Annotated in this window: 20 protein-coding genes and 1 pseudogene; 8 read left to right on the top strand and 13 right to left on the bottom strand. The window is 73.6% G+C overall.

Annotated features, from left to right (window positions below; translation table 11 throughout):
* Positions 1–40 precede the first annotated feature (40 nt).
* A complete protein-coding gene (locus tag ACZ4V1_RS16900; protein WP_468336462.1) occupies positions 41–835 on the top strand; it encodes a serine hydrolase in 795 nt (264 codons plus the stop codon).
* Here the strand turns inward: ACZ4V1_RS16900 and mycP are convergent.
* On the bottom strand, positions 820–1,998 hold the full coding sequence (gene mycP, locus ACZ4V1_RS16895; protein ID WP_468335880.1) for a type VII secretion-associated serine protease mycosin: 1,179 nt from the start codon (positions 1,996–1,998) through the stop codon (positions 820–822). The two genes, ACZ4V1_RS16900 and mycP, sit on opposite strands and share 16 nt — an antisense overlap.
* A complete protein-coding gene (locus tag ACZ4V1_RS16890) occupies positions 1,995–2,807 on the bottom strand; it encodes a hypothetical protein (RefSeq protein WP_468335877.1) in 813 nt (270 codons plus the stop codon). The genes mycP and ACZ4V1_RS16890 overlap by 4 nt, the downstream gene beginning before the upstream one ends.
* A gap of 1,544 nt (positions 2,808–4,351) precedes the next feature.
* Here ACZ4V1_RS16890 and ACZ4V1_RS16885 point away from each other — a divergent pair.
* Complete coding sequence (locus ACZ4V1_RS16885; RefSeq protein WP_468335874.1) at positions 4,352–5,554, top strand: amino acid deaminase/aldolase; 1,203 nt, start codon at positions 4,352–4,354, stop codon at positions 5,552–5,554.
* A 97-nt stretch (positions 5,555–5,651) separates the two neighbouring features.
* Here ACZ4V1_RS16885 and ACZ4V1_RS16880 read toward each other — a convergent pair whose 3' ends face one another.
* From ACZ4V1_RS16880 to ACZ4V1_RS16865, 4 genes are read right to left on the bottom strand one after another with little or no spacing between them, the layout of a single operon-like run.
* Positions 5,652–6,710, bottom strand: a complete 1,059-nt coding sequence (locus ACZ4V1_RS16880; protein WP_468336459.1) for a DUF2510 domain-containing protein — start codon at positions 6,708–6,710, stop codon at positions 5,652–5,654.
* A 37-nt stretch (positions 6,711–6,747) separates the two neighbouring features.
* Positions 6,748–7,530 carry a 3-oxoacyl-ACP reductase gene (locus ACZ4V1_RS16875; RefSeq protein WP_468335871.1) on the bottom strand — a complete coding sequence of 261 codons (783 nt, stop codon included), beginning with the start codon at positions 7,528–7,530 and terminating at the stop codon, positions 6,748–6,750.
* Positions 7,527–8,930, bottom strand: coding sequence for an aldehyde dehydrogenase family protein (locus ACZ4V1_RS16870; RefSeq protein WP_468335868.1), 1,404 nt, complete (start codon positions 8,928–8,930; stop codon positions 7,527–7,529). Before ACZ4V1_RS16870 ends, ACZ4V1_RS16875 begins: the two co-directional genes overlap by 4 nt.
* 8 nt (positions 8,931–8,938) lie before the next feature.
* Positions 8,939–10,303 carry a glutamine synthetase family protein gene (locus tag ACZ4V1_RS16865; RefSeq protein ID WP_468335865.1) on the bottom strand — a complete coding sequence of 455 codons (1,365 nt, stop codon included), beginning with the start codon at positions 10,301–10,303 and terminating at the stop codon, positions 8,939–8,941.
* A gap of 74 nt (positions 10,304–10,377) precedes the next feature.
* Here ACZ4V1_RS16865 and ACZ4V1_RS16860 point away from each other — a divergent pair, with 74 nt between their 5' ends.
* Both ACZ4V1_RS16860 and ACZ4V1_RS16855 read left to right on the top strand, forming a co-directional pair.
* Positions 10,378–11,112, top strand: a complete 735-nt coding sequence (locus ACZ4V1_RS16860; protein WP_468335862.1) for a FadR/GntR family transcriptional regulator — start codon at positions 10,378–10,380, stop codon at positions 11,110–11,112.
* Positions 11,113–11,275: 163 nt separating this feature from the next.
* Positions 11,276–11,968 (top strand): gamma-glutamyl-gamma-aminobutyrate hydrolase family protein, encoded by a 693-nt coding sequence (locus tag ACZ4V1_RS16855; RefSeq protein WP_468335859.1) that lies wholly within the window; start codon positions 11,276–11,278, stop codon positions 11,966–11,968.
* Between the two features lie 453 nt (positions 11,969–12,421).
* Here the strand turns inward: ACZ4V1_RS16855 and ACZ4V1_RS16850 are convergent, their stop codons facing one another.
* Positions 12,422–13,387, bottom strand: a complete 966-nt coding sequence (locus tag ACZ4V1_RS16850) for a LysR family transcriptional regulator (protein ID WP_468335856.1) — start codon at positions 13,385–13,387, stop codon at positions 12,422–12,424.
* 70 nt (positions 13,388–13,457) lie between these two features.
* On the opposite strand from ACZ4V1_RS16850, the gene ACZ4V1_RS16845 reads away from it, so the two are divergent.
* The gene (locus tag ACZ4V1_RS16845) at positions 13,458–14,612 is read left to right on the top strand and encodes a TDT family transporter (protein WP_468335853.1); all 1,155 of its coding nucleotides are present in this window, start codon (positions 13,458–13,460) and stop codon (positions 14,610–14,612) included.
* On the opposite strand, the gene ACZ4V1_RS16840 is transcribed toward ACZ4V1_RS16845, so the two are convergent.
* The 4 genes from ACZ4V1_RS16840 to ACZ4V1_RS16825 form a co-directional block, all read right to left on the bottom strand.
* Positions 14,539–15,258: a helical backbone metal receptor gene (locus ACZ4V1_RS16840; protein WP_468335850.1), complete on the bottom strand. Its 720-nt coding sequence runs from the start codon at positions 15,256–15,258 to the stop codon at positions 14,539–14,541. The two genes, ACZ4V1_RS16845 and ACZ4V1_RS16840, sit on opposite strands and share 74 nt — an antisense overlap.
* Positions 15,259–15,268: 10 nt before the next feature.
* Complete coding sequence (locus ACZ4V1_RS16835; RefSeq protein WP_468335847.1) at positions 15,269–15,838, bottom strand: helix-turn-helix domain-containing protein; 570 nt, start codon at positions 15,836–15,838, stop codon at positions 15,269–15,271.
* Between the two features lie 424 nt (positions 15,839–16,262).
* Positions 16,263–18,881 carry an ABC transporter permease/substrate binding protein gene (locus ACZ4V1_RS16830; protein ID WP_468335845.1) on the bottom strand — a complete coding sequence of 873 codons (2,619 nt, stop codon included), beginning with the start codon at positions 18,879–18,881 and terminating at the stop codon, positions 16,263–16,265.
* Positions 18,874–19,965 carry a quaternary amine ABC transporter ATP-binding protein gene (locus ACZ4V1_RS16825; RefSeq protein WP_468335843.1) on the bottom strand — a complete coding sequence of 364 codons (1,092 nt, stop codon included), beginning with the start codon at positions 19,963–19,965 and terminating at the stop codon, positions 18,874–18,876. The genes ACZ4V1_RS16830 and ACZ4V1_RS16825 overlap by 8 nt, the downstream gene beginning before the upstream one ends.
* 224 nt (positions 19,966–20,189) lie before the next feature.
* Here ACZ4V1_RS16825 and ACZ4V1_RS16820 point away from each other — a divergent pair, with 224 nt between their 5' ends.
* Together ACZ4V1_RS16820 and ACZ4V1_RS16815 are read left to right on the top strand one after the other, a co-directional pair.
* Positions 20,190–21,095 carry a 5'-3' exonuclease gene (locus ACZ4V1_RS16820; protein WP_468336456.1) on the top strand — a complete coding sequence of 302 codons (906 nt, stop codon included), beginning with the start codon at positions 20,190–20,192 and terminating at the stop codon, positions 21,093–21,095.
* A 184-nt stretch (positions 21,096–21,279) separates the two neighbouring features.
* Positions 21,280–22,125: a siderophore-interacting protein gene (locus tag ACZ4V1_RS16815; protein ID WP_468335840.1), complete on the top strand. Its 846-nt coding sequence runs from the start codon at positions 21,280–21,282 to the stop codon at positions 22,123–22,125.
* 138 nt (positions 22,126–22,263) lie between these two features.
* On the opposite strand, the pseudogene ACZ4V1_RS16810 reads toward ACZ4V1_RS16815, so the two are convergent.
* A pseudogene (locus ACZ4V1_RS16810) lies at positions 22,264–22,846 on the bottom strand (GNAT family N-acetyltransferase).
* 79 nt (positions 22,847–22,925) lie between these two features.
* Between ACZ4V1_RS16810 and ACZ4V1_RS16805 the strand changes: the two are divergent.
* Positions 22,926–23,894: an RluA family pseudouridine synthase gene (locus ACZ4V1_RS16805; protein ID WP_468335837.1), complete on the top strand. Its 969-nt coding sequence runs from the start codon at positions 22,926–22,928 to the stop codon at positions 23,892–23,894.
* On the opposite strand, the gene ACZ4V1_RS16800 is transcribed toward ACZ4V1_RS16805, so the two are convergent.
* On the bottom strand, positions 23,888–25,378 hold the full coding sequence (locus tag ACZ4V1_RS16800) for a cytochrome P450 (RefSeq protein ID WP_468335833.1): 1,491 nt from the start codon (positions 25,376–25,378) through the stop codon (positions 23,888–23,890). The two genes, ACZ4V1_RS16805 and ACZ4V1_RS16800, sit on opposite strands and share 7 nt — an antisense overlap.
* Positions 25,379–25,412: the final 34 nt, after the last annotated feature.

The raw sequence follows: 25,412 nt of genomic DNA, 5'->3' as shown, positions 1-25,412 counted from the left end.
CGAGCCGGTCGTGGACCGGCACGCGCTGCTGGCCGCGGCCATGGCGCCGGTGACAGTGCCGGAGGGCGCCGAGGTGTCGGTGGCGGTGCTCGACCCGGACTGCGGCGAGAGCGCCTCGTACGGCACGGGTCTCTTCGACACGGCGAGCATCGTCAAGGTCGACATCCTGGCAGCGTTGCTGCTGCAGGCACAGGACGCGGGGCGCACGCCGACCGCGGCCGAGAAGTCGTACGCCGTCGCCATGATCGAGCGCAGTGACAACGACTCGGCGTCGGCACTGTGGCGTGCGATCGGGGCGGCGGACGGGCTGGACGCGGCGAACGACCGCTTCGGGCTGACGCGGACCGAGGGCGGTGGCGGCGCGCTGTGGGGGCTGACGCAGACCACGGCCGCCGACCAGGTCACGCTGCTGCGGCAGGTGTTCGTGGCGGACGGCTCCGAACTGAGCGAGGCCTCACGGGCTTATGTGCGAAGGCTGATGGGACGGATCGCCGACGGTCAGCGGTGGGGTGTGTCGGCGGCGGCCGACGGGGGCGGGAGTGGCGACGGTGGCGGGAGTGGCGACGGTGGCGGAAGTGGCGACGGTGGCGGAAGTGGCAACGGCTCGGGGTGGGCGCTGAAGAACGGCTGGCTGCGGCGCGGCACCACCGGGCTGTGGGTGGTCAACAGCATCGGACGGGTCACGTCGGGCGGTCGCGACCGCCTGGTGGCGGTGGTGTCGCGGGGCAGCGCGACCCAGGCCGCGGGTGTCTCGCTCACCGAGGCGGCGGCGCGGGCGGCGGTGTCCGTGTTCACGGGGGCGGGCGACACCGACCCCGATCAGAAGTCGTCGTAGCGTCCGCGGCGGCCCCGCCACAGGACGACGGCCGCGACGATCATGACGCCGCCCGCGCCGCCGGCCAGCGGGGCCGCCCAGGCGGAGGTGTCGTCGTCGGAGGCGGGGGCGTCGGGGCCGGAGCCGAAGTACTTCTCTCCGTACGCCGCCGACTTCAGCCCCTCCGGCTTCAGCCGTCGGGCCGCCTCGATGGCGGCGGCGGGGTCGGCGAAGCCGTAGCCGCGGGAGTCGTCGCGGCCCTCGGCCGGCGCGTTGCGGGCCGTGTCCTCCAGGAGGTCCTTGATCTGGGCCGGGCTGAGGCCGGGGTGGGCCGACTTCACGAGGGCGGCGGCACCGGAGACGAACGCGGAGGCGGCGCTGGTGCCCCAGCCCTCGTAGTAGCGGTGGTCGGGATCGGCGATGATCACGTCGACGCCGGGGGCGCTGACCGTGGCGTACCAGCGGCGGGTGGAGAAGGAGGCACGGGTGCCGTAGCGGTCGACGGCGGTCGCGGCTATCACGCCCGGGTAGGCGGCCGGGTAGGAGATGTGGTCGCCCTTCTCGCCGCCGTTGCCGGCCGAGGCGACGACGACCACGCCCTTCTTCAGGGCGTACTGGATGGCCTCGTCCTCGGCGGGTTCGGGGTGGGCGGAGGCCGAGTCGTCGCCGAGGGAGAGGTTGATGATGTCGGCGCCGTGGTCGGCGGCCCAGCGGATGCCCTCGGCGAGAGCGTTGCCGCGGGTCTTGCGGGCCTTGGCGCGGGACGGGTCGCCGTCCTCCAGGATCACCCGCAGGGGCAGGATCTTCGCCTCCGGGGCGATCCCCATGACACCGTCGGCGTTGCCGGCGCCGTGGCCGTGCCCGGCGATGATCCCGGCCATGGCGGTGCCGTGCCGGGCCCAGGCGCGGTCTCCCTCACTCGCGCCGAAACCCACCAGGTCCTTGCCGGCGAGGACGTTGCCGGTCAGGTCGGGGTGGTCGGCCTCGACGCCGGTGTCCAGGACGGCGACGGTGACACCGGCGCCCTTGGTGGTCCGCCACGCCTCCTGGGTGTGCATGGCGTCCAGCCCCCATTGCTGGGCACGGATGCCGTCGGCGTGCGCGGCGGGTGCCGGGACGAGGACCAGGGCTGCGGCGAGGAGGAGGCTCAGTGCGCCGGTCCTGCGGCGGGTGGCGGCGGTCACGACGGGCGCTCCGTGGCCGCGCCGACGTTCTTGCGCAGGGCACGTTCGACGCGGTCGGCGAGGCCCTTCGCCTCATGGCCGAGGCCTGCCTGGGCCGGAGCCGTCGTGGCGCCGGACTCCATGGCCTGTTCGGCGGGCTCCGGTTCGTCGACGGCGCGGGCGTCGGCCCAGCCGGACACGGCGTAGACGACGACGGGAGCGTCGGTGAGGACGGAGACGGTCCACGAGGCCCGCTGCGGCGCGCCGAAGCCGGCGGCGACGGTGTCCTTCGCGGCGTACGGCAGCGGCATGAGGTCCTCCCGGCGGCCGAGCTCCTCCTTCTCGAACCGGCCCGCCAGCGAGGTCATGGCGGCGGCGTCGGCCTTGGCGAAGAGCAGGCCGACGGTGGTGACGTAGCTCTGGGTGGCGTCGGTGTACGTCGCGCGCAGCAGGCGCCGGCAGCCGACGGGGCCGAGGACCTTGGCCAGCAGCGGGTCGAAGGCGCCCTCGCAGTCGCTGTCCGGGGCGACGGCGACACGCGTCCAGGCGCGGTCGGCGCCGCCGGGGCCCGCGCCCTGTCCCCGCACGGTGGGCGGGAACAGCTGGTCGACCGGCACGCTGTGCCACAGCTCCCCGGCCTCGGCGAAGGCACCGCGCGCGCCACCGTCCCCGGAGTCTCCGGCGAGCCAGCTGCCGGTGACGGCGCCGGTGACGAGTCCCAGACCGAGCACCAGACAGACGGCCGCGGCCACGGCCTGGGGCCGCAGTCGCCCACCGAGCGGACGCGGCCGGGCGAGCTCGTCGTACCCCTCGGGCTCCCCGAGAGACACCCGGGGCCGCCCGTCGCCGGGCGCCGCGGGGACGCTCCAGGAGAAGGCGGGGTCGGGGGCGGCGGTGCTCGGGAAGGGGGCCGCCGGGTCGGAGGGCGGGGCGGGTGCCGGGCGTCTCGGATGCGGATGCGGATGCGATTGCGGTTGCGGATGCGATTGCGGTTGCGGCTGTGGGTGGGGGCGCGGATGCGGAGGTTCCCGACGTGTCTCCGCTCGGGGTCCCGGTTCCGGTGCGGGCGCCGGTACGGGATCCGCCGGGATCGGGCGCAGGCGCCTGGTCGTCTCCGACGGGCTCTCCGCGGGGGCGTCGAGACGGCGGGGCGGTGCCTCCGGCGTCCCGCTTCCGCCCGGGTTCGCGCGACCGGCGGCCGGCGGCGCGTCGGGGAAGCGGGCGGAGGCGCGGGGTGGCGGGTGCGCGGCGTCGGCGCCTCCCGAATCGGCGAGCCGGAAACGCGGGTACCGGGGCCGGACTCCGCCACCGGGGCCGGACACCTCGGCGGCGCCGTTCCGGCCGCCCGGCGCGGACAGGCCGCCTTCCCCGTCGGGCACGGTCGGGCCGCCCGGCACGGACAGGCCGCCTTCCCCGTCCGGCGCGGTTGGGCCGCCCGGCGCGGTTGGGCCGTCCGGCGCGGTTGGGCCGCCCGGCGCGGTTGGGCCGCCCGGCGCGGTTGGGCCGCCCGGCACAGTTGGGCCGCCCGGCACAGTTGGGCCGCCCGGCACAGTTGGGCCGCCCGGCACAGTTGGGCCGCCCGGCACAGTTGGGCCGCCCGGCACGGTCGGGCCGGCGTCCCGGCCGCCCGGCGCGGGCAGATCGGCGTCCGAAGAGTTGGACGTGGCCGTCCGGGCCTCCGGCATCGCCGTGTGTCGGCCCGGCGCGCCGTCGTCCTCCGGTGCCGAGGGCGCGTCGATGCCCCGGCAGGCGGTAGGGCGCGGCGGGACGTTCGTGTCGCGGCCGGGCGCCGAGGACGCCTGTGCCGGGTAGGGCTGGACGCCGGGACGAGGCGGTGCGTCCGGGTGAGGCGGCGTACCGGCGCGCGGAGGGGTGTCGGGGCGGCGGGGCGGTGTCTCGGGGCGGGGCGAAGTCTCCGGCCGGAGCGGGGTCTCCGGGCGGGGCGGGGTCTCCGGCCGGAGCGGCGTCTCAGGGCGGGGTCGAGTAACGGGCCGGGGCGCGGTCTCCGGGCGGGGCGGGGTCTCCGGGCGGGGCGGCGTCCCGGGGGGCGGGGGGACGGAGGCGCGGCGTGCTTCCGTGCTCATGCGCCCCCCGTTTCCTCTTCCTCGGGCCCGGCCCGTTCTCCGACGCGGGCCGGTGATGTGGTCTCCCGCCCCGGCCCGGCGCGGACCGATCCGTCCCGGGCACGCATACCCGCACGGGTGGACCGCCATCCCGGCGCGGACCTCGGGCCCTGCCGCCCGGGCCGTTCCACCGTGCGTGCGCGTCACTCTACGGCGTGCCCCCGCCCGGCGGGGAACCAGTCCGCGTGCCCGTGGCATTGGCCCGGAACGTCCCCCTACCCTGCGGTAATCCTGTCTGGCAGGCTGCGTCCATGACTGCGCGCGCCGCCGATCGGGCCCGGTACGACCGGGCCACCGCCCATCTGGACGCCCCTGTGGCGATCGTGGATCTGGAGGCCTTCGACGCCAACGCGGACGACCTGGTCCGCCGCGCGGGCGGCAAGCCGATCCGCGTCGCCAGCAAGTCCGTACGCTGCCGTGCGCTGCTCGAACGTGCCCTGGCCAGGGACGGTTTCGCGGGCGTCATGTCGTTCACGCTGGCGGAGTCCCTGTGGCTGGCGCGCTCCGGTTTCGAGGACGTGCTCCTCGCCTATCCTTCGGCGGACCGCGCCCGGTACGCCGAACTGGCCGCCGACCCCAAGCTCGCCTCCACCGTGACCGTCATGATCGACGATCCGGCGCAGCTGAACCTCATCGACGCCGCGCGCGACGGCGGCGGCGAAGTCGTGCGGGTCTGCCTGGAGTTGGACACCTCGCTGAAGCTGCTCGGCGGGCGGGTGCGGGTCGGGGCCCGGCGCTCCCCGCTGCACTCCCCCGCGCAGGTCGCCGACCTGGCCCGCGCGGTGGTCCGCCGGCCGGGGTTCGAGGTCGTCGGCATCATGGCGTACGAGGGTCATGTCGCCGGGGTCGGGGACGCGGTGGCCGGCCGGCCGCTGCGGTCGCGGGCGGTGCGGCTGATGCAGGCCGCCGCCCGCCGGGAACTCGCCGAGCGGCGGGCCGCGGTGGTGCGGGCGGTCCGGGCCGTCGTGCCCGGTCTGGAGTTCGTCAACGGCGGCGGCACGGGCAGCGTGCAGCACACCGCCGCGGAGGACGCGGTCACGGAGATCGCGGCCGGGTCCGGGCTGTACGTGCCGCGGCTGTTCGACAACTACACGTCCTTCCGGGGCCGTCCGGCGGCGCTGTTCGCCCAGCCCGTCGTACGGCGGCCGGGGGTCGGGGCCGTGGCCGTCCTCGGCGGCGGCTATCCGGCCTCCGGCGCGCCCGGCGCCGACCGGCTGCCGGTCCCGTATCTGCCCGAGGGCCTGCGCTACGACCCCCAGGAGGGCGCCGGCGAGGTGCAGACACCGCTGCTCGGGTCGCCCGCCGACGACCTCCTCGTCGGCGACAAGGTGTGGTTCCGGCACGCCAAGGCCGGGGAGCTGTGTGAGCGGTTCGACGCGCTGCACCTCGTGGAGGGGGACGTGGTGACGGCGACGGTGCCGACGTACCGGGGCGAGGGGCACACCTTCCTGTAGCGCTCGGCCTTGGCCCGCGGGCCCCTGTAGCGCTCGGCCTTGGCCCGCGGGCCCCTGTAGCGCTCGGCCTTGGCCCGCGGGCCGCGGCCCGTGCCGGTCAGTTCGAGGGGCCGATGCCGCTGCCCACGCCGCCGCCCGTGTCCGCGTCGCCGACGGGCCGGATGCCCTTGGTGATCCGGTCCATGTCGTCGAGCGGCGGCCCGTCCTCGCCGGCGTCGAAGACGTAGCGGACGAGGATCGGGGACTCGGTGCCGACGGTGGAGGGGAACACCATCGACTGCACGTAGCCGCCGGGGCCCTTCGCCGTCTGCACCCGCCAGCGCACGTAGTACCCGGCGCGTCCGGCGACCGCGACCGGCCCGGACGCCACCTCCTCGTGGGACTCGAGGCCGCCGAAGGGCTTGTTGCCGATCAGGTCGCGGTCGTAGGCGTCGTCCGCCGCGTCCTCGATGTCCTGCTCGGCGAGGACCTTCGGGGAGGACTCGGCGTTCGCGGTGACGGTGCGGGAGATGACCAGACCGTGCCGGCACACGCCGCCGTCGCCGGGGCAGTCGTAGGTGCCGTCCGTGGTCATCATGACGTCGTCCTCGGTGACGTACTTCGGCAGGACCCATCCGTCCGGCAGCGGGAAGGTGACGCCGTTGAGCTGGTCCTCGACCACGGCCGGGTCGTCGGCGGAGGGTTCGGAGGGGGTGGGTGAGGCGGTCGGCGTCGCGCTCGCCGGTTCCGGGACGGTGGACGTCGCCGTGGCCGGCGGGGCCTGGGCCCCGAGGCCGCCGTCGTCCTCGCCGAGGACGAGGGCTCCGGTGACGATCGCCGCGACCAGCACGGCCGCCGTGGTGGTGAGGGCGACGGCCTTTCCGCGCCCGCCGCCGCCCGCGGGCCGCCGCTGCCCCGGGCCGCCGCCCGCGAACAGCGGCACGGTCGACGCCTGCCCGGGCTGCGTCTGCCGCTCGGGCTGCCGCGGGTCCATCGGCTGCCGGTGCCGCACCGGCTGCTGGGGGACGGGCTCCTGCGGGGGCGGGGAGGGGGACGGGGGCGCTCCGAACCCGGTGGGCCCGGGTGCGCGCCGGTGCTCCGTCCAGGCCGTGCCGTCCCACCAGCGTTCCTGGTGCGGGGCCGACGGATCGCGGTACCAGCCGGGCGGCGGCGTCATGCTCATTCCGGCACTGTAGGACGCCGCCCGCGGCGATCTACAGCGGTGTGACGTACGCCCCGGAAATCCCGCCGTCCACCAGGAAGTCGGTGGCGTTCACGAAGGAGGAGTCGTCGCTGGCCAGGAACGCGACGGCGGCGGCGATCTCCTCGGCCTCGGCGAACCGCCCGAGCGGGATGTGCACGAGGCGCCGCGCGGCCCGCTCCGGGTCCTTGGCGAACAGCTCCTGGAGGAGCGGGGTGTTGACCGGGCCGGGGCACAGGGCGTTGACGCGGATGCCCTCCCGGGCGAACTGCACGCCCAGTTCACGGGACATCGCGAGGACGCCGCCCTTGGAGGCCGTGTACGAGATCTGCGAGGTGGCCGCGCCCATCCGGGCCACGAAGGACGCGGTGTTGATGACGGACCCCCTGCCCTGGCGCCGCATGTAGGGGATGGCGGCCTTGCAGCACAGGTAGACGGAGGTGAGGTTGACCTCCTGGACGCGCTTCCACGCCTCCAGTCCCGTCTCCAGGATGGAGTCGTCGTCGGGCGGCGAGACACCGGCGTTGTTGAACGCGACGTCGACGCTGCCATAGGTGTCGTACGCCGCCTGGAACAGCGCCTCGACCTGCTCGGGGTCGGTGACGTCGACCTTGACGAAGATGCCGCCGGTCTCCTCGGCCGCCGCCTTGCCCCGGGTCTCGTCCACGTCGCCGCAGACGACGTGCGCGCCCTCGGAGGCCAGCCGGCGGGAGGCGGCGAGGCCGATGCCGCTGCCCGCTCCGGTGACGACGGCGGTACGGCCGACGAGCCTGCGGCACACGATGTCTTCGCTCACTGTGCGGGGTCCTCCGTGCTCGACGGGACGTTGCTGATGAAGACGTTCTTGGTCTCGGTGAAGGCGGTCAGCGCGTCCGGGCCGAGTTCGCGGCCGAGGCCGGACTGCTTGAACCCGCCGAACGGCGTCCAGTAGCGGACGCTCGAGTGGGAGTTGACGGACAGGTTCCCGGCGCGGACCGCGTTCGACACGCGCAGGGCGCGGCCGACGTCCCTGGTCCAGAGCGAGCCGGACAGTCCGTAGTCGGTGGCGTCGGCCAGGCGGACCGCGTCGGCCTCGTCGTCGAAGGGCAGGACGACGGCGACGGGTCCGAAGACCTCCTCGACGGCCACGCGCGCGTGCGCGTCGACTCCGGTGAGGACGGTGGGCGCGAACCAGAAGCCGGGGCCGCCCTCGGGGGCCTTGCCGCGGATGCCGTCGGCGTCGGCGGGGACGAGGGAGCGGACGCGGTCCAGCTGGGCGCGGGAGATCAGCGGGCCCATGTCGGTGCGCTCGTCGGCCGGGTCGCCGACGAGGACGGACTCGATCGCGGGGGCGAGCAGGGCGAGGAAGCGGTCGTACACCGTGCGCTGGACGAGGATGCGGGTGCGGGCGCAGCAGTCCTGGCCGGAGTTGTCGAGGAAGGACATGGGCGTGGCCGCCGCGGCGACTTCGATGTCGGCGTCGGCGAAGACGATGTTGGGGCTCTTGCCGCCCAGTTCGAGGGTGACGGGCTTGAGGAGGGCGGCGCCCTTGGCGGCCACCTGCCGTCCCACGGCCGTCGACCCGGTGAAGACGATCTTCGCCACGCCGGGGTGTTCGACGAGCGCGTCGCCCGCGACCGGCCCGCGACCGGGCAGCACCTGGAAGAGGTGCTCGGGGAGACCCGCCGCCAGGGCCAGTTCGGCCAGGCGCAGCGCGGTCAGCGGGGTCGTCTCGGCGGGCTTGAGGAGGACGGCGTTGCCCGCCGCCAGGGCCGGCGCGGTGCCCCAGGCCGCGATCGGCATGGGGAAGTTCCAAGGCGCGATGACGCCGACGACGCCGAGCGGTTCGAGGATCGTCACGTCCAGGCCGCCGGCGACCGGGATCTGCCGTCCGGTGAGCCGCTCCACTCCCCCGGCGGCGTAGTCGAGCAGGTCGCGGACGTTGCCGGCCTCCCAGCGGGCGTTGCCGATGGTGTGTCCGGCCTCGCGGACCTCCAGCCGGGCCAGCTCCTCCAGGTGCTCGTCGACGGCGGTGGCGAACCGGCGCAGCAGCCGGGCACGGTCGCCGGGGGCGAGGGCGGCCCAGGTGGTCTGCGCCCGCGCGGCCCGTACCACGGCGGCGTCGACGTCGGCCGCGGTGGCGGCGGGGACGGTGGCGAGGATCTCTTCGGTGGCGGGGTTCAGTACCCGCAGTTCGTCGGGCGATGTGTCGGACAACCGGTGCCTCACATGCGTTCGAAGGAGCGGCGCAGCTCCCAGTCCGTGACGGCGGCGTCGTAGGCGTCCAGTTCGACGCGCGCCATGTTGCGGTAGTGGGCGACGACCTCGTCCCCGAAGGCGGCCTTGGCGAGGGTGCTGTTCTCCCAGAGCCCGGCGGCCTCGCGCAGGGTGGTGGGGACGTGTGCGTAGTCGGCGGTGTAGGCGTTGCCGGCGCAGGGCTCGGGCAGCTCCAGCCGCTGCTCGACGCCGTGCAGTCCGGCCGCGACCATGCCGGCCACCGCGAGGTACGGGTTGACGTCGCCGCCGGGGAGCCGGTTCTCGAAACGGAGCGAGCGGCCGTGGCCGACGACGCGCAGGGCGCAGGTGCGGTTGTCGTGGCCCCACGCGACGGCGGTCGGGGCGAAGGAGCCGGGCTGGAAGCGCTTGTACGAGTTGATGTGGGGGGCGTAGAGGAGGGAGAACTCGCGCAGTGCCACCAGTTGTCCGGCGAGGAAGTGCCGCATGACCTCCGACATGCCGCCTTCCCCGTCACCGGCCATGGCGCCGTTGCCGTCGGCGTCGGCGAGGGAGAGGTGGATGTGGCAGGAGTTGCCCTCGCGCTCGTTGTACTTGGCCATGAAGGTGAGGGACATGCCCTCCTGGGCGGCGATCTCCTTGGCGCCGGTCTTGTAGACCGCGTGCTGGTCGCAGGTGACCAGGGCCTCGTCGTAGCGGAAGACGATCTCGTGCTGGCCGGGATTGCACTCGCCCTTGGCGGACTCGACGGCGAGGCCGGCGCCGGCCATCTCGTTGCGGATGCGGCGCAGCAGGGGTTCGACGCGGCCGGTGCCGAGGACCGAGTAGTCGACGTTGTACTGGTTGGCCGGGGTCAGGCCGCGGTAGCCGGCGTCCCAGGCCTGTTCGTAGGTGTCCCGGAAGACGATGAACTCCAGCTCCGTGCCGGCCCGGGCGGTGTACCCGTGGCCGGTGAGGCGCTCCAGTTGGCGGCGCAGGATCTGGCGGGGCGCGGCGAGGACCGGTGAGCCGTCCTCCCAGGCGAGGTCGGCGACGACCAGCGCGGTGCCCTCGTGCCACGGCAGGCGGCGCAGGGTGGCCAGGTCGGCGTGCATGGCGAAGTCGCCGTAGCCGCGGTCCCAGGAGGACATCGCGTAGCCGTCGACGGTGTTCATGTCGGCGTCCACGGCGAGGAGGTAGTTGCAGCCCTCGGTACCGTGCCGGAGGACCTCGTCGAGGAAGAAGCGCGCGGCGAACCGCTTGCCCTGGAGGCGGCCCTGCATGTCGGGGAAGGCCAGGACGACGGTGTCTATGTCACCGGCGGCGACGAGGGCGTGCAGTTCCTCGACCGCGAGCGGGGGTGTGCGGTCTGGCACGGGGAGAGCCTCCTTCTGGCCGGGAGCCATAAGGTATTGCCGGAAACCATTGCTTGGGAAGGGGGCGCGGCCGTATGCCGGAGGAAACCGGCGGGAGCGTGACGGACCGGCTCGCACCGGTGCTGCGGACGGTGCGGGCGGGCAACGGCTTCGAGGAGGCGCTGGAGCAGATCCTCCAGGTCGTCCGGCTGGGCCTGGTCTCGGAGGGCGAGCGGCTGCCGGCCGAGCGGGAGCTGGCGGAGCGGCTGGGGATCAGCCGGGTGACACTGCGCGAGGTGCTGCGGGTGCTCCAGGACCAGGGTCTGGTGGAGGCCCGCCGCGGCCGGTACGGCGGAACGTTCGTGCTGCCGCGTGCGGACGCGGGCGGCGAGGACGAGCTGCGGCGCCGGGTCGCCGGGGTCGACCTCGAGGACGTGCTGCGCTTCCGGGAGGTGCTGGAGGTGGGCGCGGCCGGGTTGTGCGCGGCGCACGGGCCGGCGGAAGCGGAGGCGGGGCGGCTGCGCGAGGCGCTGGCCGGCACGCGGGAAGCGCCGCTGGCGGAGTACCGCCGGCTGGACACGAGGCTGCATCTCACCCTCGCGGACCTGTGCGGCTCACCGGCGCTGGCGGCACAGTACGCGGCCGTCCGCGCGACCCTCAACGACCTGCTGGACTGCATCCCGCTGCTGGTGCGCAACCTGGAGCACTCCCAGCGGCAGCACACCGCGCTGGTGGAGGCCGTGCTCGACGGGGACGCGGACGGGGCACGCGAGATCACGCGCGAGCACTGCGCGGGGACGGCGGCGCTCCTGCGCGGGTTCCTGGCGTGAGTGTCCCGCGGGTGAGCGTCCGGTCCGTAGGTGTCCGGTCCATAGGTGTCCGGTCCATAGGTGTCCGGTCCATAGGTGTTCCGCTCGTGGGCGTCTTGCCGTGACGGTGTGGCACGGCAAAGGTATGAAGGCAACCCATTGATGATCCTCACCGGGAGGTCGGATGGCGGGCAGGCCCCTGATCGGCGTCAGCACGTACCTGGAGTCCGGGGCGCGCTGGGGCGTGTGGGAGCTGGAGGCGGCGCTGCTGCCGGCCGGTTATCCGCGGCTCGTGCAGCGGGCGGGCGGACTGGCCGCGATGCTCCCGCCGGACGTACCGGAGCACGCCGCCGCCACCGTCGCCCGCCTCGACGGGCTGGTGATCGCGGGCGGCCCGGACGTGGAGCCGGTCCGCTACGGCGCCGAACCGGGCCCGCGCACCGGCCCGCCCGCCCGGGCCCGGGACACGTGGGAGCTGGCGCTCATCGAGGCCGCCCTGGCCGCGCGCGTCCCGCTCCTGGGCATCTGCCGGGGCATGCAACTGCTCAACGTCGCCCTGGGCGGAACCCTCGTCCAGCACATCGAGGGCCACGCCGAGGTGGTGGGCGTGTTCGGCGGCCATCCGGTCAAGCCGGTTCCGGGGTCGCTGTACGCGGGGATCGTGTCCGAGGAGCTGTTCGTGCCGACCTATCACCACCAGGCGGTGGACCGGATCGGCACCGGTCTGGTCGCGTCGGCACACGCCGCGGACGGCACCGTGGAGGCCCTGGAGCTGCCGTCGGGGCCGGGCTGGGTCCTCGGCGTGCAGTGGCATCCGGAGATGGGCGAGGACGCGCGGGTGATGCGCGCACTGGTGGAGGCGGCGGGACCCTCCTGAGACGCCCGGTCCCGCGACGGCACGGGCCATGCCGGACCCCGGCACCCCGGCGCCCGGGCCCCGGCACCTCATCCCGGCTTCCCTCTCGGCCCAACCCCAGCCAAGCCCCAGCTCCGACTCCAGCTTCAGCCCCGCCTCCAGCTCCAACTCCAACTCCAGCCCCAGCCCCAGCCCCGCCTCCAGCTCCAGCCCCAGCCCCAGCTCCAGCCCCGCCTCCAGCCCCAGCCCCGCCTCCAGCCCCAGCCCGGCAACGCGCCCGGCCGCTCGCCTGCGCCCCGCCCGGCTGGGGCACGCCGCCGGACCCGGCCGGGGCACACCACCCGACCCGGCCGGGACACGCCACCCAACCCGGCCGGGGCACACCACCCAACCCGGCCGGGACACGCCACCCGACCCGGCCGGGACACGCCGCCCGACCCGGCCGGGACACGCCGCCCGACCCGGCCGGCGAGCCTACGCCCGCGTCAGCGACAGCAGTTGCCGCGCGGGGCCCGTCGGGCGGTGGCCGGTGGGCCACACCGCGCGCAGGTCGCGGGCCAGGGCGACGTCCGACACGGGCACGCTCACCAGGCGCCGGGTGGCGAGCTCCTCACCCACGGCGAGTTCGCTGAGGACGGACGGGCCGGCGCCGCTCACGGCCGCGGCCTTCACCGCGGTGGTCGACGACAGTTCGATCAGGGGGCGGGCCAGACCGCCCAGGGCCGCGTCCAGGACCTGCCGGGTGCCCGAGCCCTTCTCCCGCAGGATCAGCGGGGTTGCCGCCAGTTCCGTCGCCGCGAGCGGGCGCCGGCGGCGGGCCCACGGGTGACCCGGCGCGGTCACGACGATCAGCCGGTCGTGGGCGATGACGGCCGAGTCGAGGCCCGCCGGGACGCTCACCCCCTCCACGAAGCCCAGGTCGGCCTCGCCGGACAGCAGTCGCTCCGCCACCACCGTCGAGTTCCCGGCGTGCAGCGACACCGCCGTGTCCGGCAGCTGGGTGCGCAGGGCGACCAGCCACCCCGGCAGCAGGTACTCGGCGATCGTCATGCTCGCCGCCACCCGCAGCCGCGAGTCCCGTCGGTCCCGCAGCGCCTGCGCGCCCGCGTCGAACGCCTCGGCCGCCTCCACGATGCGGCGCGCCCAGTCCGTGACCAGCGCGCCCGCATCGGTGAGCCGGGAGCCTCGCGGCGAACGGTCCACCAGGGCCACCCCCAGCTGGCGCTCCATCGAGCGGATGCGGCTGCTGGCGGCCGGCTGCGTGATGCCCAGTTCGCGCGCAGCCCCGCCGAGGCTGCCCAGGCGCGCCACCGCCAGCAGCAGCTCCATGGCTCCGAGATCCGGTACCCGGTGGGCGAGCGAGCCCGCCGCGTGCCGTCCCGGCCCGTCCAGCCCGCCCGGCCCGCCCGGCCCGCCCGTGCCTCCCGTGCTACTGCTCATAACTCCAGCTTATGCCCTCATAGGGACATGGTCCCTGGTCAGGGGCGTCTGTCCTCGAGATCGTGGTCGCATGGTCACCGCAGCCCAGCCCCTGTCTCCCGTCGCCCCGGCCCGGCGTGTCCCGTCCGTCCGTCATCTCGGGCCGAACTGGTACTCCTGCGTCATGGGCACCGCCATCGTCGGTACCGCGGGGGCCGCGCTCCCCCGGCAGGTACCCGGGCTGGGCGCCGTCTGCACCACGGTCTGGGCACTGTCCCTCGTCCTGCTGGCGGTCCTGCTGGTGGCCCGGTCCCTGCACTGGCTCCACCACCGCGACCAGGCCCGCGCCCATCTGCTGGACCCGGCGGCGGCTCCCTTCTACGGTTGTCTGTCGATGGCCCTGCTGGCCGTCGGCGGCGGCGCGCTGACCGTCGGGCGGGACTGGATCGGCACCTCCGCCGCGGTCGCCCTGGACGCCGTGCTGTTCAGCGCCGGTACGGTCATCGGGCTGGCCGCGGCGGTCGCCGTGCCGTACCTGATGGCCGTACGCCACCGGATGGAGCCGGGTCAGGCCAGTCCGGTGTGGCTGCTGCCGCTCGTCGCGCCGATGGTGTCCGCGGCCGTCGGGCCGCTGCTGGTCCCGCACCTCCCGCCGGGGCAGCCCCGCCAGACCCTGCTGCTCGCCTGTGTCGCGATGTTCGGGGTGAGCCTGCTGGCGACGTTGGTGACGCTGCCGGTTATCTTCGGTCGGCTGCTCACCGGCGGTCCGCTGCCGCTCGCGCTCACCCCGTCGCTGTTCCTGGTGCTGGGACCGCTCGGGCAGTCGACCACCGCCGTGGGGAAGTTCGCGGACGTGGCCCCGGGGGTCGTGCCGGACCCGCACGCGGAGGGCTTCGGGGCGCTCGTCGTCCTGTACGGCGTTCCCGTGATGGGCTTCGCGCTGATGTGGCTGTGTCTCGCCACCGCGCACGTCGTGCGGGCCCGCCGGGAGGGCATGGGCTTCTCGATGACGTGGTGGTCGTTCACCTTCCCGGTGGGCACCTGTGTCACCGGCTCGGCGGCGCTGGCACGGCACACGGGGCTCGCCGCCTACGACGGACTCACCGTGGTCCTGTACGCCGTCCTCGTCGTCGCCTGGGCCGTCGCCGCCGTGCACACCGCGCGCGGCGTGGTCAGCGGCGCGCTGCTCGCAGGGCCGCGCCCAGTACCCGGGGCGCCTCGGCCAGCGACGGCCCGTACCACGTGAGGTGCCGCCCGTCGACGAGGGCGCAGGGCAGGCCGGGGAAGGCCTCCGGGCCGTCGGCGGCGGTGAAGCGGTACGGCTCGTCGGGCAGGACCACGACGTCCGGGCGGGCCGCCCGCAGTTCCTCGACCGGGATCTTCGGGTAGCGCTCGGCGTGATCGGCGTACAGGTGGCCGACGCCGAGGCGGGCCAGCACGTCGCCCGCGAAGGTCTCGCGGCCCAGCACCATCCAGGGCCTGCGCCAGATCGGCACGACGGCCGTGCGGCGCCGCTGCGGGAGCGGCAGGGCCGACCAGGCCGTCTCCGCGTCGTCCAGCCACCGGGGCCGGGACCGCGCACCGCAGGCGGCCAGCACCCGGTCGAGCTCGGTGAGGGCCTGCGGCACCGTGCGCACCTCGGTCACCAGCACCTCGACACCGGCCGCGCGCAGGGCGTCCAGGTCGGGGGCGCGGTTCTCCTCCTCGTTGGCGACCACCAGGTCGGGGGCGAGGGCGACGATCCGCTCGGGCTTCGGGTTCTTCGTGCCGCCGACGCGTGCGACGTCGAGGCCTGCCGGGTGGGTGCACCAGTCGGTGGCGCCCACCAGGGCGCCGGGAACGGTACGGGCCACCGCCTCGGTCAGCGACGGCACCAGGGAGACCACCCTCACCGGCACACCCTCACCGGCGAGGCCCGTCCCGGACCGCCTCGATGTGCTCGGCGACGGCGACCACGACCAGCCGGGTGTCGGGCACCGTGGCCCGCCACCGGTGCCGCACCCCGCCGGTGAGGTACAGCGTGTCGCCGCGCCCCAGCCGGTAGGCGCGCCCCTCGGCCTCGATCTCCACCGCTCCCTCGGTGACGAACATCAACTGGTCGTTGCGGTACTGCAGTTCCCGGCCCGCGTCGTGGTCGCCGGTGAACTCGGAGGCGTGCATCTGGTGGTGCCCGCGCACCAGGGAACGCACCCTGGGCGCCAGCTCGGGATCGGGGTCCTCGGCGCGGACCACGTCCACGCTGCACGCGGGGTCGGCGGCGGCGAGCAGCTCCACGGCTGTGGTGCGCAGGGCGTCGGCCACCTTCTCCAGGGAACTCTGGCTGGGCCGCGCCCGGTCGTTCTCGATCTGGCTCAGGAAGGGCACGGACAGGCCGCTGCGCTCGGACACCACGGCGAGGGTGAGCTCGAGGGCCCGGCGCCGGCGCCGTACGGCCGCGCCCACCCGGAGGTGCTGATCTTTGTGGTCGCCCATCGCTCCGGCTCCCTCCTTCACCCGTCGTCGTCCGGTCGCCGTGCCCCGAACGGGGCACCGTTCTCCTGATGAGTTCTCTGCACCCTACGCATGTTCGGCAAACCGTTTCATGCGGCCGTCACATCGACGTCATGCCGCGGTGGCCGCGACCTCACAGTTCTCGCCATCCCACGGGCCTCCCGTCCACCGCGCCGGACGCCTTACCGGTTCAAGGCGCGGGCGGCCCTCCATGTTCCCGCCAGCCCCTCGCGCCTCGGTGGAGCCAGTTCAGGCAGGGGGTTGGCGCTCCGTGGTTGGCCGAATCCTTACCGTGTCCCGGCATGAGACGACCGGAGGGGCGGACCCGGACCGCGCTCCGTCGGGAGACGCCGTCGGGTCCACCCCTCGGGGTGGTCGGCACGGGGCGTCCGTGCCGGTCTTCGCGCTACTGCGGGGTCATCCGCTCGACCATGTCCGGGTGCTCCTTCAGCCAGGCGGCCACGGCTTCCTCCTCCTGGCCCTGACCGCGGTTCTTGATCTCGGCCTCCAGGGTGCCGAGCTCGTCCTCGGTCATGTGGAAGTCCTTGATCCACTCGGTGAGCTTCGGGTACTGCTCGGGGAACGCCTTGCTGGAGATGGTGCGGATCGTGTTGCCCTCGCCGAAGGCCTTCTTGGGGTCCTTCAGCTTGGTCAGCTCGTACTCGCTGTACGCCCAGTGCGGCGACCAGAGAGTGACCGCGACCGGCTCCTTCTTGGCGAGGGCGCGCTTGAGCTCGGCCAGCATCGCCGGCGTGGAGCCGTCGACGACCTTGTACTCGTCCTCCAGGCCGTAACCCGGCATGACCTCGTTCTTGAGCAGCTGCATCTCACCGGTGCCCGGCTCGATGCCGATGATCTTCCCGTCGAAGAGGTCGGCCTTGCCCTTGAGGTCCGCGAGGGACTTGACGTCCTTCACGTACGAGGGGACGGCGATCTCCAGGGAGGTCGGCTCGTACCAGGTGCCCAGGTCGGTGAGGTCGTTCTTGTGCTTGTCCCAGTAGTTCTTCTGGGCGTACGGCAACCAGGCGTCGAAGTTGAGGTCGAGGTCCCCGGTGGCGAGGCCGCTGTAGACGGGGCCGACCTCCATCTGCTTCAGGTTCAGCTCGTAGCCGCGCCGCTCCAGGACGTTCTTCCACAGGTAGGTGACGGCGATGTCCTCGTCCCAGGGGAACCAGGCGATGTCCAGCGGGCGCTCGGCCTCGGCCGGGGTGGTGCCGGAGCCGCCCTGGACCGGGGCGAGCTTGTCGACCACGCCGGGGTTCGACTTGAGCCAGGTGCGGACGGCGTCCTGCTGGTTGCCCTTGCCGGCCTTGTTGATCTCGGCCTCGAGGCTGGTGAGCTGCTTCTCGGTCATCGAGAAGTCCTTGAGCCACTTGGTGACGACCGGGTTGTCGTCCGAGAAGCCCTTGCGCGACAGCGTGTGCACGGCGTCGCCCTTGCCCCAGGCGCCCTTCGGGTCCTTCAGCTTCTTCAGGTCGTAGTCGTTGTACGCCCAGTGCGGGGACCAGAGCGGGACGACGATCGGCTCCTGCTTGCTGTAGGCCCGCTTCAGCTCGGCCAGCATCGCCGGCGTGGAGCTGTCGACGACCTTGTACTCCTTGTCGAGACCGTACTCCTTGAGGATCTTGGTCTTGAGCAGGTGCGTCTCACCGGCGCTGGGCTCGATGCCGGTGATCTTGCCGTCGAAGAGACCGGCCTTGCCCTTGAGGTCCGCGAGGGAGTCGATGTCCTTCATGTACGCCGGGACGGTCAGCTCGAGCGACGTCTCGTCGTACCAGGAACCGAGGTCCTCGAGCTGCTTGCCGTACTTCTTCCAGTACTGCTCGTGGGTGGTCGGCAGCCAGGAGTCGGTCTGGAAGTCGATGTTGCCCTGCGCGAGCGCCGTGTACAGCGGGCCGGCCTCGAACTGCTTGGCCTCGACCTCGAAGCCGCGCTGTTCGAGGATCTCCTTCCACAGGAACGTCGAGGCGACGCCCTCGTCCCAGGGGATGTAGCCGATGGAGACCTTCTTGCCCTCGCCGACGTTCTTGCCACCGGCGACCGTCTGGGAGTCGTCGGCCTTGCCGCCGAAGATGCCCATGCCGCCGGCCACCAGGCCGAGGATCACGATGCCGATCACGGCGACCTGGGGCTGCGGCCGGTAGGACCAGATCTTCAGTCCCTTCGCGGCGCGGGCCTTGGCGGCGGCGCGGCGGCCCAGCGGCGAGACGTGCGTGCCCAGCGCGCTGGTCATGCGGTCCAGGTAGATCGCGAGGATCACGATGGCGACACCGGCCTCGGCGCCGAGACCGACGTTGAGCTGGCCGATGGACTCCATGACGTCGCCGCCCAGGCCGCCGGTGCCGACCATGCCGGCGATCGCGGCCATGGACAGGCCGAGCATGATGACCTGGTTGACGCCCGCCATCACCGTGGGCAGTGCTAGCGGGAGCTGGACCCGCAGCAGCGTGTTGCGGGGGGTGGTGCCGAAGGCCTCGGCGGCCTCGACCAGTTCCTTGTCGACCTGGCGGATGCCGAGCTCGGTCATGCGCACGCCCGGGGCGAGCGCGAAGATCAGGGTGGCCACGATGCCCGGGGCGGAGCCGGTTCCGAAGAACAGGATCGCCGGGATGAGGTAGATCATCGCGGGCAGCGTCTGCATGAAGTCCAGGACCGGCCGGACGACGGCGCTCACCCGGTCGGAGCGGGCCGCCCAGATGCCCACCGGCACCGAGACCACCAGGGCGATGATCGTGGCGACCAGCAGCAGCGCCAGGGTCACCATCGCGTTCTCCCACAGACCCATGGAGTCGATGAAGGCGAACCCGACGAAGGAGAGGACACCGGCGACCGTGCCGCGCAGCCAGAAGGCCACCACGGCGAAGATGCCGGCCAGCAGCAGCGGCTCGGGGGCCTGGAGGACGGCGTTGATGCCGTCGTAGGCGCCGGTGAAGAGGCTCTTCAGGAAGGTGAAGAGCCAGGAGACGTTGTCGAGCAGCCAGTCGACGGTGCTGTTGACCCAGTCACCGAGAGGAATCCTAGGCACGGGACATCACCTTCTCGCCGCCCTTGTCCCGCGGGGTGTCGCAGACGCCGGGGACGGTGTCCTCGTCGTCGCCGAGGAAGCCGACGAGCCGCCGGGCCGGGACGACGCCGACCAGCCGGCGGTCGGCGTCGAGCACCGCCACCGAGTGGGACACGCGGGCGCTGATCGCGCACAGTTCCGCGAACGGCGTGGCGGGCGTGGCGGTCTCGCAGCCGCAGTCGGCCTCGTCGCCACGCAGCTCCGTCTCCATGACGGAGCCGGCGGTGAGCACGCGGGAACGGTCGACGTCCTTGGTGAAGGAGGCGACGTATTCGTTGGCGGGGTCCATCAGGATGTCCTGCGCGGTGCCTATCTGCACGATCCGGCCGTCGCGCATCATGGCGATGCGGTCGCCCAGGCGCATGGCCTCGTTCAGGTCGTGGGTGATGAAGACGATGGTCTTCTTCAGGGTCTTCTGCAGGTCGAGCAGCTGGTCCTGCATGTCGCGGCGGATCAGCGGGTCGAGGGCGCTGAAGGACTCGTCCATCAGCAGCAGGTCGGCGTCCGTGGCGAGCGCGCGGGCGAGGCCGACACGCTGCTGCATACCGCCGGACAGCTCGTCGGGCCAGGACTTCTCCCAGCCGGCCAGGCCGCACAGGGCGAGCGCCTCGTCGGCGCGGCGTTCGCGCTCGGCGCGGGGCACGCCCTGCACTTCAAGACCGTAGGCAGCGTTGTCACGGACGCTGCGGTGCGGGAAGAGCGCGAAGTGCTGGAAGACCATGCTGATCTGCTTGGAGCGGACCTCGCGCAGTCCGCGGTCGCTGAGTTCGGTCAGGTCCTGTCCGCCGAAGCGGACGCGCCCGGCGGTCGGCTCCGACAGACCGTTGAGCATACGCAGGAGCGTGGACTTGCCGGACCCGGACAGGCCCATGACCACGAAGATCTCGCCGGGTTCCACGGTGAAGGAGGCGTCGATGACGGCGGCCGTGGTGCCGCCGGCGCGCAGTTCCTCCCGGTCGGCCCCCTGGCGCAGTCGTTCGACTGCCTGGTCCGGTTTCTTGCCGAAGACCTTGTACAGGTTTTCGGCCTCTAGCCTGGCTGACACGCTTACCTCTTGCATCGGGGACAGGGAAGCGGGCGTGAAGACTCGCTGATACGACATCGCTGATACGAAGACTCGCTAACAGTTGAACGCATCAACCAGCTTCGGCCCGGGTGCGCGCCTGCCCTGATCACCCCGACCCAAACACATGAGTGACCCAGTTCACACATCCTCCATCTCCTCGCCACATGAGCTGCGGCATGATGCGAGGCGTGACCGGACGACTGATGCTTCTCGACACCGCCTCCCTCTACTTCCGCGCCTACTTCGGCGTGCCGGACTCCGTGAAGGCGCCCGACGGCACGCCCGTGAACGCCGTGCGCGGGCTCCTCGACTTCATCGACCGGCTGGTCAGGGACCACCGGCCCGACCACCTGGTCGCCTGCATGGACGCCGACTGGCGCCCGCACTGGCGGGTGGAGCTGATCCCCACCTACAAGGCGCACCGCGTCGCCGAGGAGACCCCGGAAGGTCCGGACACCGAGGAGGTGCCCGACACCCTCTCCCCGCAGGTGCCGGTCATCGAGGCCGTCCTCGACGCGCTCGGCATCGCCCGCGTCGGCGTGCCGGGGTACGAGGCCGACGACGTCATCGGCACCTACACCGCGCGGGCGACGGGCCCGGTCGACATCGTCACCGGCGACCGGGACCTGTACCAGCTGGTCGACGACGCCCGGGGCGTGCGCGTGCTGTATCCGCTCAAGGGCGTCGGCACCCTGGCCCTCACCGACGAGGCCGCACTGCGCGAGAAGTACGGCGTCGACGGCCGCGGATACGCCGATCTGGCACTGCTGCGGGGCGACCCGAGCGACGGCCTGCCGGGTGTGGCGGGCATCGGCGAGAAGACGGCGGCCAAGCTGCTCGCCGAGTTCGGGGACCTGGCCGGGATCCAGGCGGCCGTCGACGACCCGAGGGCGAAGCTCACACCCTCGCAGCGCAAGCGGCTGACCGAGGCCCGGCCGTACCTCGCGGTCGCTCCGAAGGTCGTCCGGGTCGCCGACGACGTCCCGCTGCCGGACGTCGGCACCGCACTGCCCCGCGCCCCGCACGACGCCGCGGCGCTGGACGCGCTGGCGGACCGCTGGGGCCTGGGCGGATCACTGCGGCGGCTGCTCACGACGCTCACGGCCTGAGCCGTGCGGCCCGCCGGGGGGGGCGACGGCCGCGCGTTGAATCGGAGCCCCCGCGAGGGGAAGTCGTACTCTGCGCGCGGTCGCGCCATGGATCCTTCCTCCACGACGCGGCAAGTGGGGCGGGGATGCTAACTTAGGTATACCTAAGTCAGGGAACCCTCACGTAGGGAGCAGGGAGGCCGTCATGGCAGACAGTCCGGGACGAAAGCCGCCTAAGCCGCACACCGCGCAGGTCGTCCGCACCGAGCGGCTGACCCCGCACATGCAGCGCGTGGTGCTCGGCGGCGAGGAACTCGCCGGGCTGCCGGCCGACACCTGCACCGACCACTATGTGAAGCTGCTGTTCCCCGCCGAGGGGGTGACCTATCCGGAGCCCTTCGACATGGAGCGGATCCGCGAGGAGTTCCCCCGCGGCCAGTGGCCGGTGACCCGGACGTACACGGTGCGCCACTGGGAGCCCGAACTCCGCGAGCTGACCCTGGACTTCGTGATCCACGGGGACGAGGGCCTGGCCGGCCCCTGGGCGAAGCGTGTCCGGCCGGGCGAGACCGTTCGCTTCGTGGGCCCCGGCGGCGCCTACGCCCCCGACCCCACCGCCGACTGGCACCTGCTCGCCGGCGACGAGAGCGCGCTGCCCGCGATCGCCCGGTCCCTGGAGGCGCTGCCCGACGGCACCCGCGCCTTCGCCTTCATCGAGGTCCACGGTCCCCAGGAGGAACAGAAGATCGACTCCGACGTGGACGTCGTCTGGCTGCACCGCGGCGACCGTCCGGTGGGCCAGGCCCTGGTCGAGGCCGTGCGGGGCCTGGACTTCCCCGACGGCCGGGTGCACGCCTTCGTACACGGCGAGGCGGCCTGCGTGAAGGAACTGCGCAGGTTCCTCCGGGTGGAGCGCGAGATCCCCCGAGAGAGCCTCTCCATCTCCGGGTACTGGCGCCTCGGACACAACGAGGACGGCTGGCAGGCCTCGAAGCGGGACTGGAACGCACGCATCGAGGCCGAGCAGGAGGGCGCCGCCCCGGCCGCGTAGCCGCACGGGGCCGCGAGTCCCCGCCTGCGCGGCGCCGGGGCCCACGCCGGCCCGGGCCCCCACGTACGCACGCGGCACCGTGGCGGGCCACCGGACGCCGGCCACGTGCCGCTCGCGTCGGCTTGTCCGGGCCGCGCCTCAGTCGCCGCGTACGCGTGCGTGCAGGTGCATGTCGTGCCAGCCGTCGGAGTGCACCAGGGCGCTGCGCTTGGTGCCCTCCAGGGCGAAGCGCGTCTTGAGGGCGACCCGGCAGGAGGCCTCGTTGGCGACGGCGTGGGTGAGTTCCAGGCGCTGGAAGCCGATCTCGTCCAGGGCCCAGCGGGCGAGTGTGTTCGTGGCGCGGGCGGCGACGCCGCGGCCGCGGGCCGCGGCCGTGGTCCAGTAGGCGACCTCGGCCCCCCCCGTCGCCGAGCTGGACCTCACGGAGGGCGACCCGGCCGAGGAGCCGGTCGTCGGCCGCGTCGGCGACGGCCCACTGGACGTTCCGCTCGCGGGCCCAGCCCTGCTGCCACTCGGTGATCCAGCCGCGCACCTCCTCCTCGGAGTCGGCGGCGCGGATGTGCCACCGGTGCATCACCGGGTCCTGGAAGGCCGCGTGCACCGCGGGCGCGTCCTCGGTGCGCCACGGGCGCAGTACCAACCCGTCACCGGTGGCGACCGTGGGCTGCGGGGTACGGGAGAGGGAGCCCGCGGGAAGGACCGGGCGTGTCAGATAGGGCATGGGCCGCATCCTGCCAACGCGGCCGGCCGGCGGCCAGGCGGTTTCCGGCGCCGGCCACCGCCTCGTACGCTGGCAGGCGATGAGACGCCGTACCCCTCCCCCGCCCTCGCCCCTCCCGCAGCGCGACGGCATCGACGCGGTGCGGGTGCGGCTGCCCGCGGCCGGGGGGCCTTGGTCCACGGTGCGCGAACACCTGGCGGAGCGGCTGTCCGGCGCGGGGGCCGGCGTCGTCGACGGGATGTTCGACGCGGGACGGTTCGTGGGGGCGGACGGGCGGGCGGTGCCGGGGGACGCGCCGTACGAGCCCGGGATGTTCGTGTGGTTCCACCGCGACCTGCCCGCCGAGGTACCGGTGCCCTTCCCGGTGGAGGTCGTGTACCGCGACGAGCACATCGTCGTCGCCGACAAACCGCACTTCCTGGCCACCACCCCGCGCGGCGGCCACGTCACCGAGACGGCGCTCGCCCGGCTCCGGCGCGAGCTGGGCATCCCGGCGCTCGGTGCCGCACACCGCCTGGACCGGCTCACCGCCGGACTGGTCCTGTTCACGGTGCGCCCCGAGGAGCGCGGCGCGTACCAGGGCCTGTTCCGCGACCGGCTGGTCCGCAAGGAGTACGAGGCCGTGGCCCCGTACGACCCCGCGCTCGCCCTTCCCAGGACCGTACGCAGCCGGATCCTCAAGGAACGCGGGGTGCTGGCCGCCCAGGAGGTCGAGGGCGAGCCGAACGCCGTGAGCCGCGTCGAGCTGATCGGGCACCGGCCGGGCGCCGGCCTCGGGCTGGGCCGGTACCGGCTGGTGCCCGGCACCGGCCAGACCCACCAGCTGCGCGTGCACATGACCGCGCTCGGGGTGCCGATCCTCGGCGACCCCCTCTACCCCGAGGTGACCGCCCCCGTGCCGGCCGGTGATTTCCGGCGCCCGCTGCAACTGCTGGCGCGGGAGCTGGGGTTCACCGATCCGGTCACGGGGCGGGAGCACCGCTTCCGCAGCGGACGGTCACTCGGTGCCTGGACGGCGTACGAGGACTGGGCCGCCGGCCCTCAGTAGCCGCGCCACCAGGTCAGGAAGCGCCGCCAGGCGCCTCGGGGACGCGGCTGCTCCGGCACCGGCTGGGGCCGCGCGGCCGTCACCGACACGGGCTCCGGCGGGTAGGAGGGAACCTGCGGTTCGGGCCGGCTCTCCGGTCGCGGGATGCCGACGTGCCAGGCGGTGCGCTGCGCCGGGGCCGGGGCGTGGCTCGGCTGCTGCCTGATGTCCTGCTGCGCCTTGGGCTCGAAGTGCACCGGCAGCTCCACCAGGTGCCGGGACGCGATCGACGACCGCCACCGCAGCTCGTCCTCGTCGCAGGCGAGCTGGACGTCCGGCAGCCGCATCAGGAGCGCGTCGATCCCGGCGTCGGCGATGGCACGCCCGATGTCCTGGCCGGGGCACTCGTGCGGGCCGCCGCCGAAGGCCAGGTGTGCGCGGTTGCCCTGCATGCTCGCGGCCAGGTCGGGCCGGATGCGCGGGTCGACGTTGCCCGGCGCGATGCCGAGCAGCAGCCCGTCGCCCGCTCGGATGCGCTGACCGCCCAGTTCGGTCTCCTGCTTGGCGAAGTAGGCGAAGACGGTACTGAACGGCGGCTCGTCCCACAGGGACTGCTCGACCGCCTCGGGCACCGTCATCTGGCCGCCGCTGAGCTGGGCCCGGAAGCCTGGGTCGGTGAGCACCACGCGCAGCACGTTGCTGATGAGGTTGACGGTCGCCTCGTAGGCGGCCAGGAGGACCACCCGCAGGTGCTCCCTGACCTCGTCGTCGGTGAGCCCGGCCGGGTGGGTGACCAGCCGCCCGGCGATGTCGTCCGCGGGCTCGGCCCGGCGGGCGGTGGTGAGGCGGTCCAGGGCGTCCATGACGTAGGCGTGGCTGGCGATCGCCGTCTCGGTGCCCTTGAGGGTGTCGCGGGCGGCCTCCACCATCCGGTCGCTGTACTCGTCCGGCATGCCGAGGAGATGGCACATCACGCCCATCGGCAGGTGCTCGGCGAACTGGCTGACGAGGTCGGCGCGGCCCTCCTCGCAGAACCGGTTGACGTGGCGCTGGGTGTACCGCTTGATGTGGCGGCGCAGTTCCCGGTAGTCGATGCCGGACATGGCGCTGGTGACCGCGCCGCGCAGCCGCTTGTGCTCCTCGCCCTCGGCGTGGGAGCAGATGGGCTGCCAGGCGATGTGCGGCATGAGCGGGTGGTCTGGCTTGACCATGCCCTCGTTGAGCGGGGTCCAGATACGGCTGTCGCGGCAGAACTGGGCGGGCGTGCTCACCATGTGCAGGTTCTCGGCGTGCCCGAGGACCACCCACATCGGTACGTCGTCGTGGAGCAGCGCCGGCGCCACCGGCCCGTGCTGCTCGCGCAGCTTCTCGTACAGCTCTTCCAGGTCGTCCGCCTCGTGCAGCCGGTGCAGGCCGCCTGGCCCGAGGCCGTGGGCGGGGCAGCCGGGCGGCGGTTCGAGCAGGGGGTCGCCCGTTCCGGTCAGGGAGTGGCGTTCAGGCGTCACAGTGTCGCTCCGCAACAGAAGTGTGGGTCGGGAG

The sequence above is a fragment of the Streptomyces sp. NPDC028991 genome, assembly GCF_055564775.1.
This window is presented reverse-complemented; position numbering and strand designations above follow the sequence as displayed.

What these genes read in the sequence shown, in the direction of transcription:
- ACZ4V1_RS16860 (WP_468335862.1), top strand. Translation starts at nt 10,378, where the DNA reads ATGCCGGAGGAAACCGGCGGGAGCGTGACGGACCGGCTCGCACCGGTG.
- ACZ4V1_RS16805 (WP_468335837.1), top strand. Translation starts at nt 22,926, where the DNA reads ATGAGACGCCGTACCCCTCCCCCGCCCTCGCCCCTCCCGCAGCGCGAC.
- ACZ4V1_RS16885 (WP_468335874.1), top strand. Translation starts at nt 4,352, where the DNA reads ATGACTGCGCGCGCCGCCGATCGGGCCCGGTACGACCGGGCCACCGCC.
- ACZ4V1_RS16845 (WP_468335853.1), top strand. Translation starts at nt 13,458, where the DNA reads ATGGTCACCGCAGCCCAGCCCCTGTCTCCCGTCGCCCCGGCCCGGCGT.
- ACZ4V1_RS16900 (WP_468336462.1), top strand. Translation starts at nt 41, where the DNA reads ATGGCGCCGGTGACAGTGCCGGAGGGCGCCGAGGTGTCGGTGGCGGTG.
- ACZ4V1_RS16835 (WP_468335847.1), bottom strand. Translation starts at nt 15,838, where the DNA reads ATGGGCGACCACAAAGATCAGCACCTCCGGGTGGGCGCGGCCGTACGG.
- ACZ4V1_RS16855 (WP_468335859.1), top strand. Translation starts at nt 11,276, where the DNA reads ATGGCGGGCAGGCCCCTGATCGGCGTCAGCACGTACCTGGAGTCCGGG.
- ACZ4V1_RS16815 (WP_468335840.1), top strand. Translation starts at nt 21,280, where the DNA reads ATGGCAGACAGTCCGGGACGAAAGCCGCCTAAGCCGCACACCGCGCAG.
- ACZ4V1_RS16880 (WP_468336459.1), bottom strand. Translation starts at nt 6,710, where the DNA reads ATGACGCCGCCGCCCGGCTGGTACCGCGATCCGTCGGCCCCGCACCAG.
- ACZ4V1_RS16850 (WP_468335856.1), bottom strand. Translation starts at nt 13,387, where the DNA reads ATGAGCAGTAGCACGGGAGGCACGGGCGGGCCGGGCGGGCCGGGCGGG.
- ACZ4V1_RS16820 (WP_468336456.1), top strand. Translation starts at nt 20,190, where the DNA reads ATGCTTCTCGACACCGCCTCCCTCTACTTCCGCGCCTACTTCGGCGTG.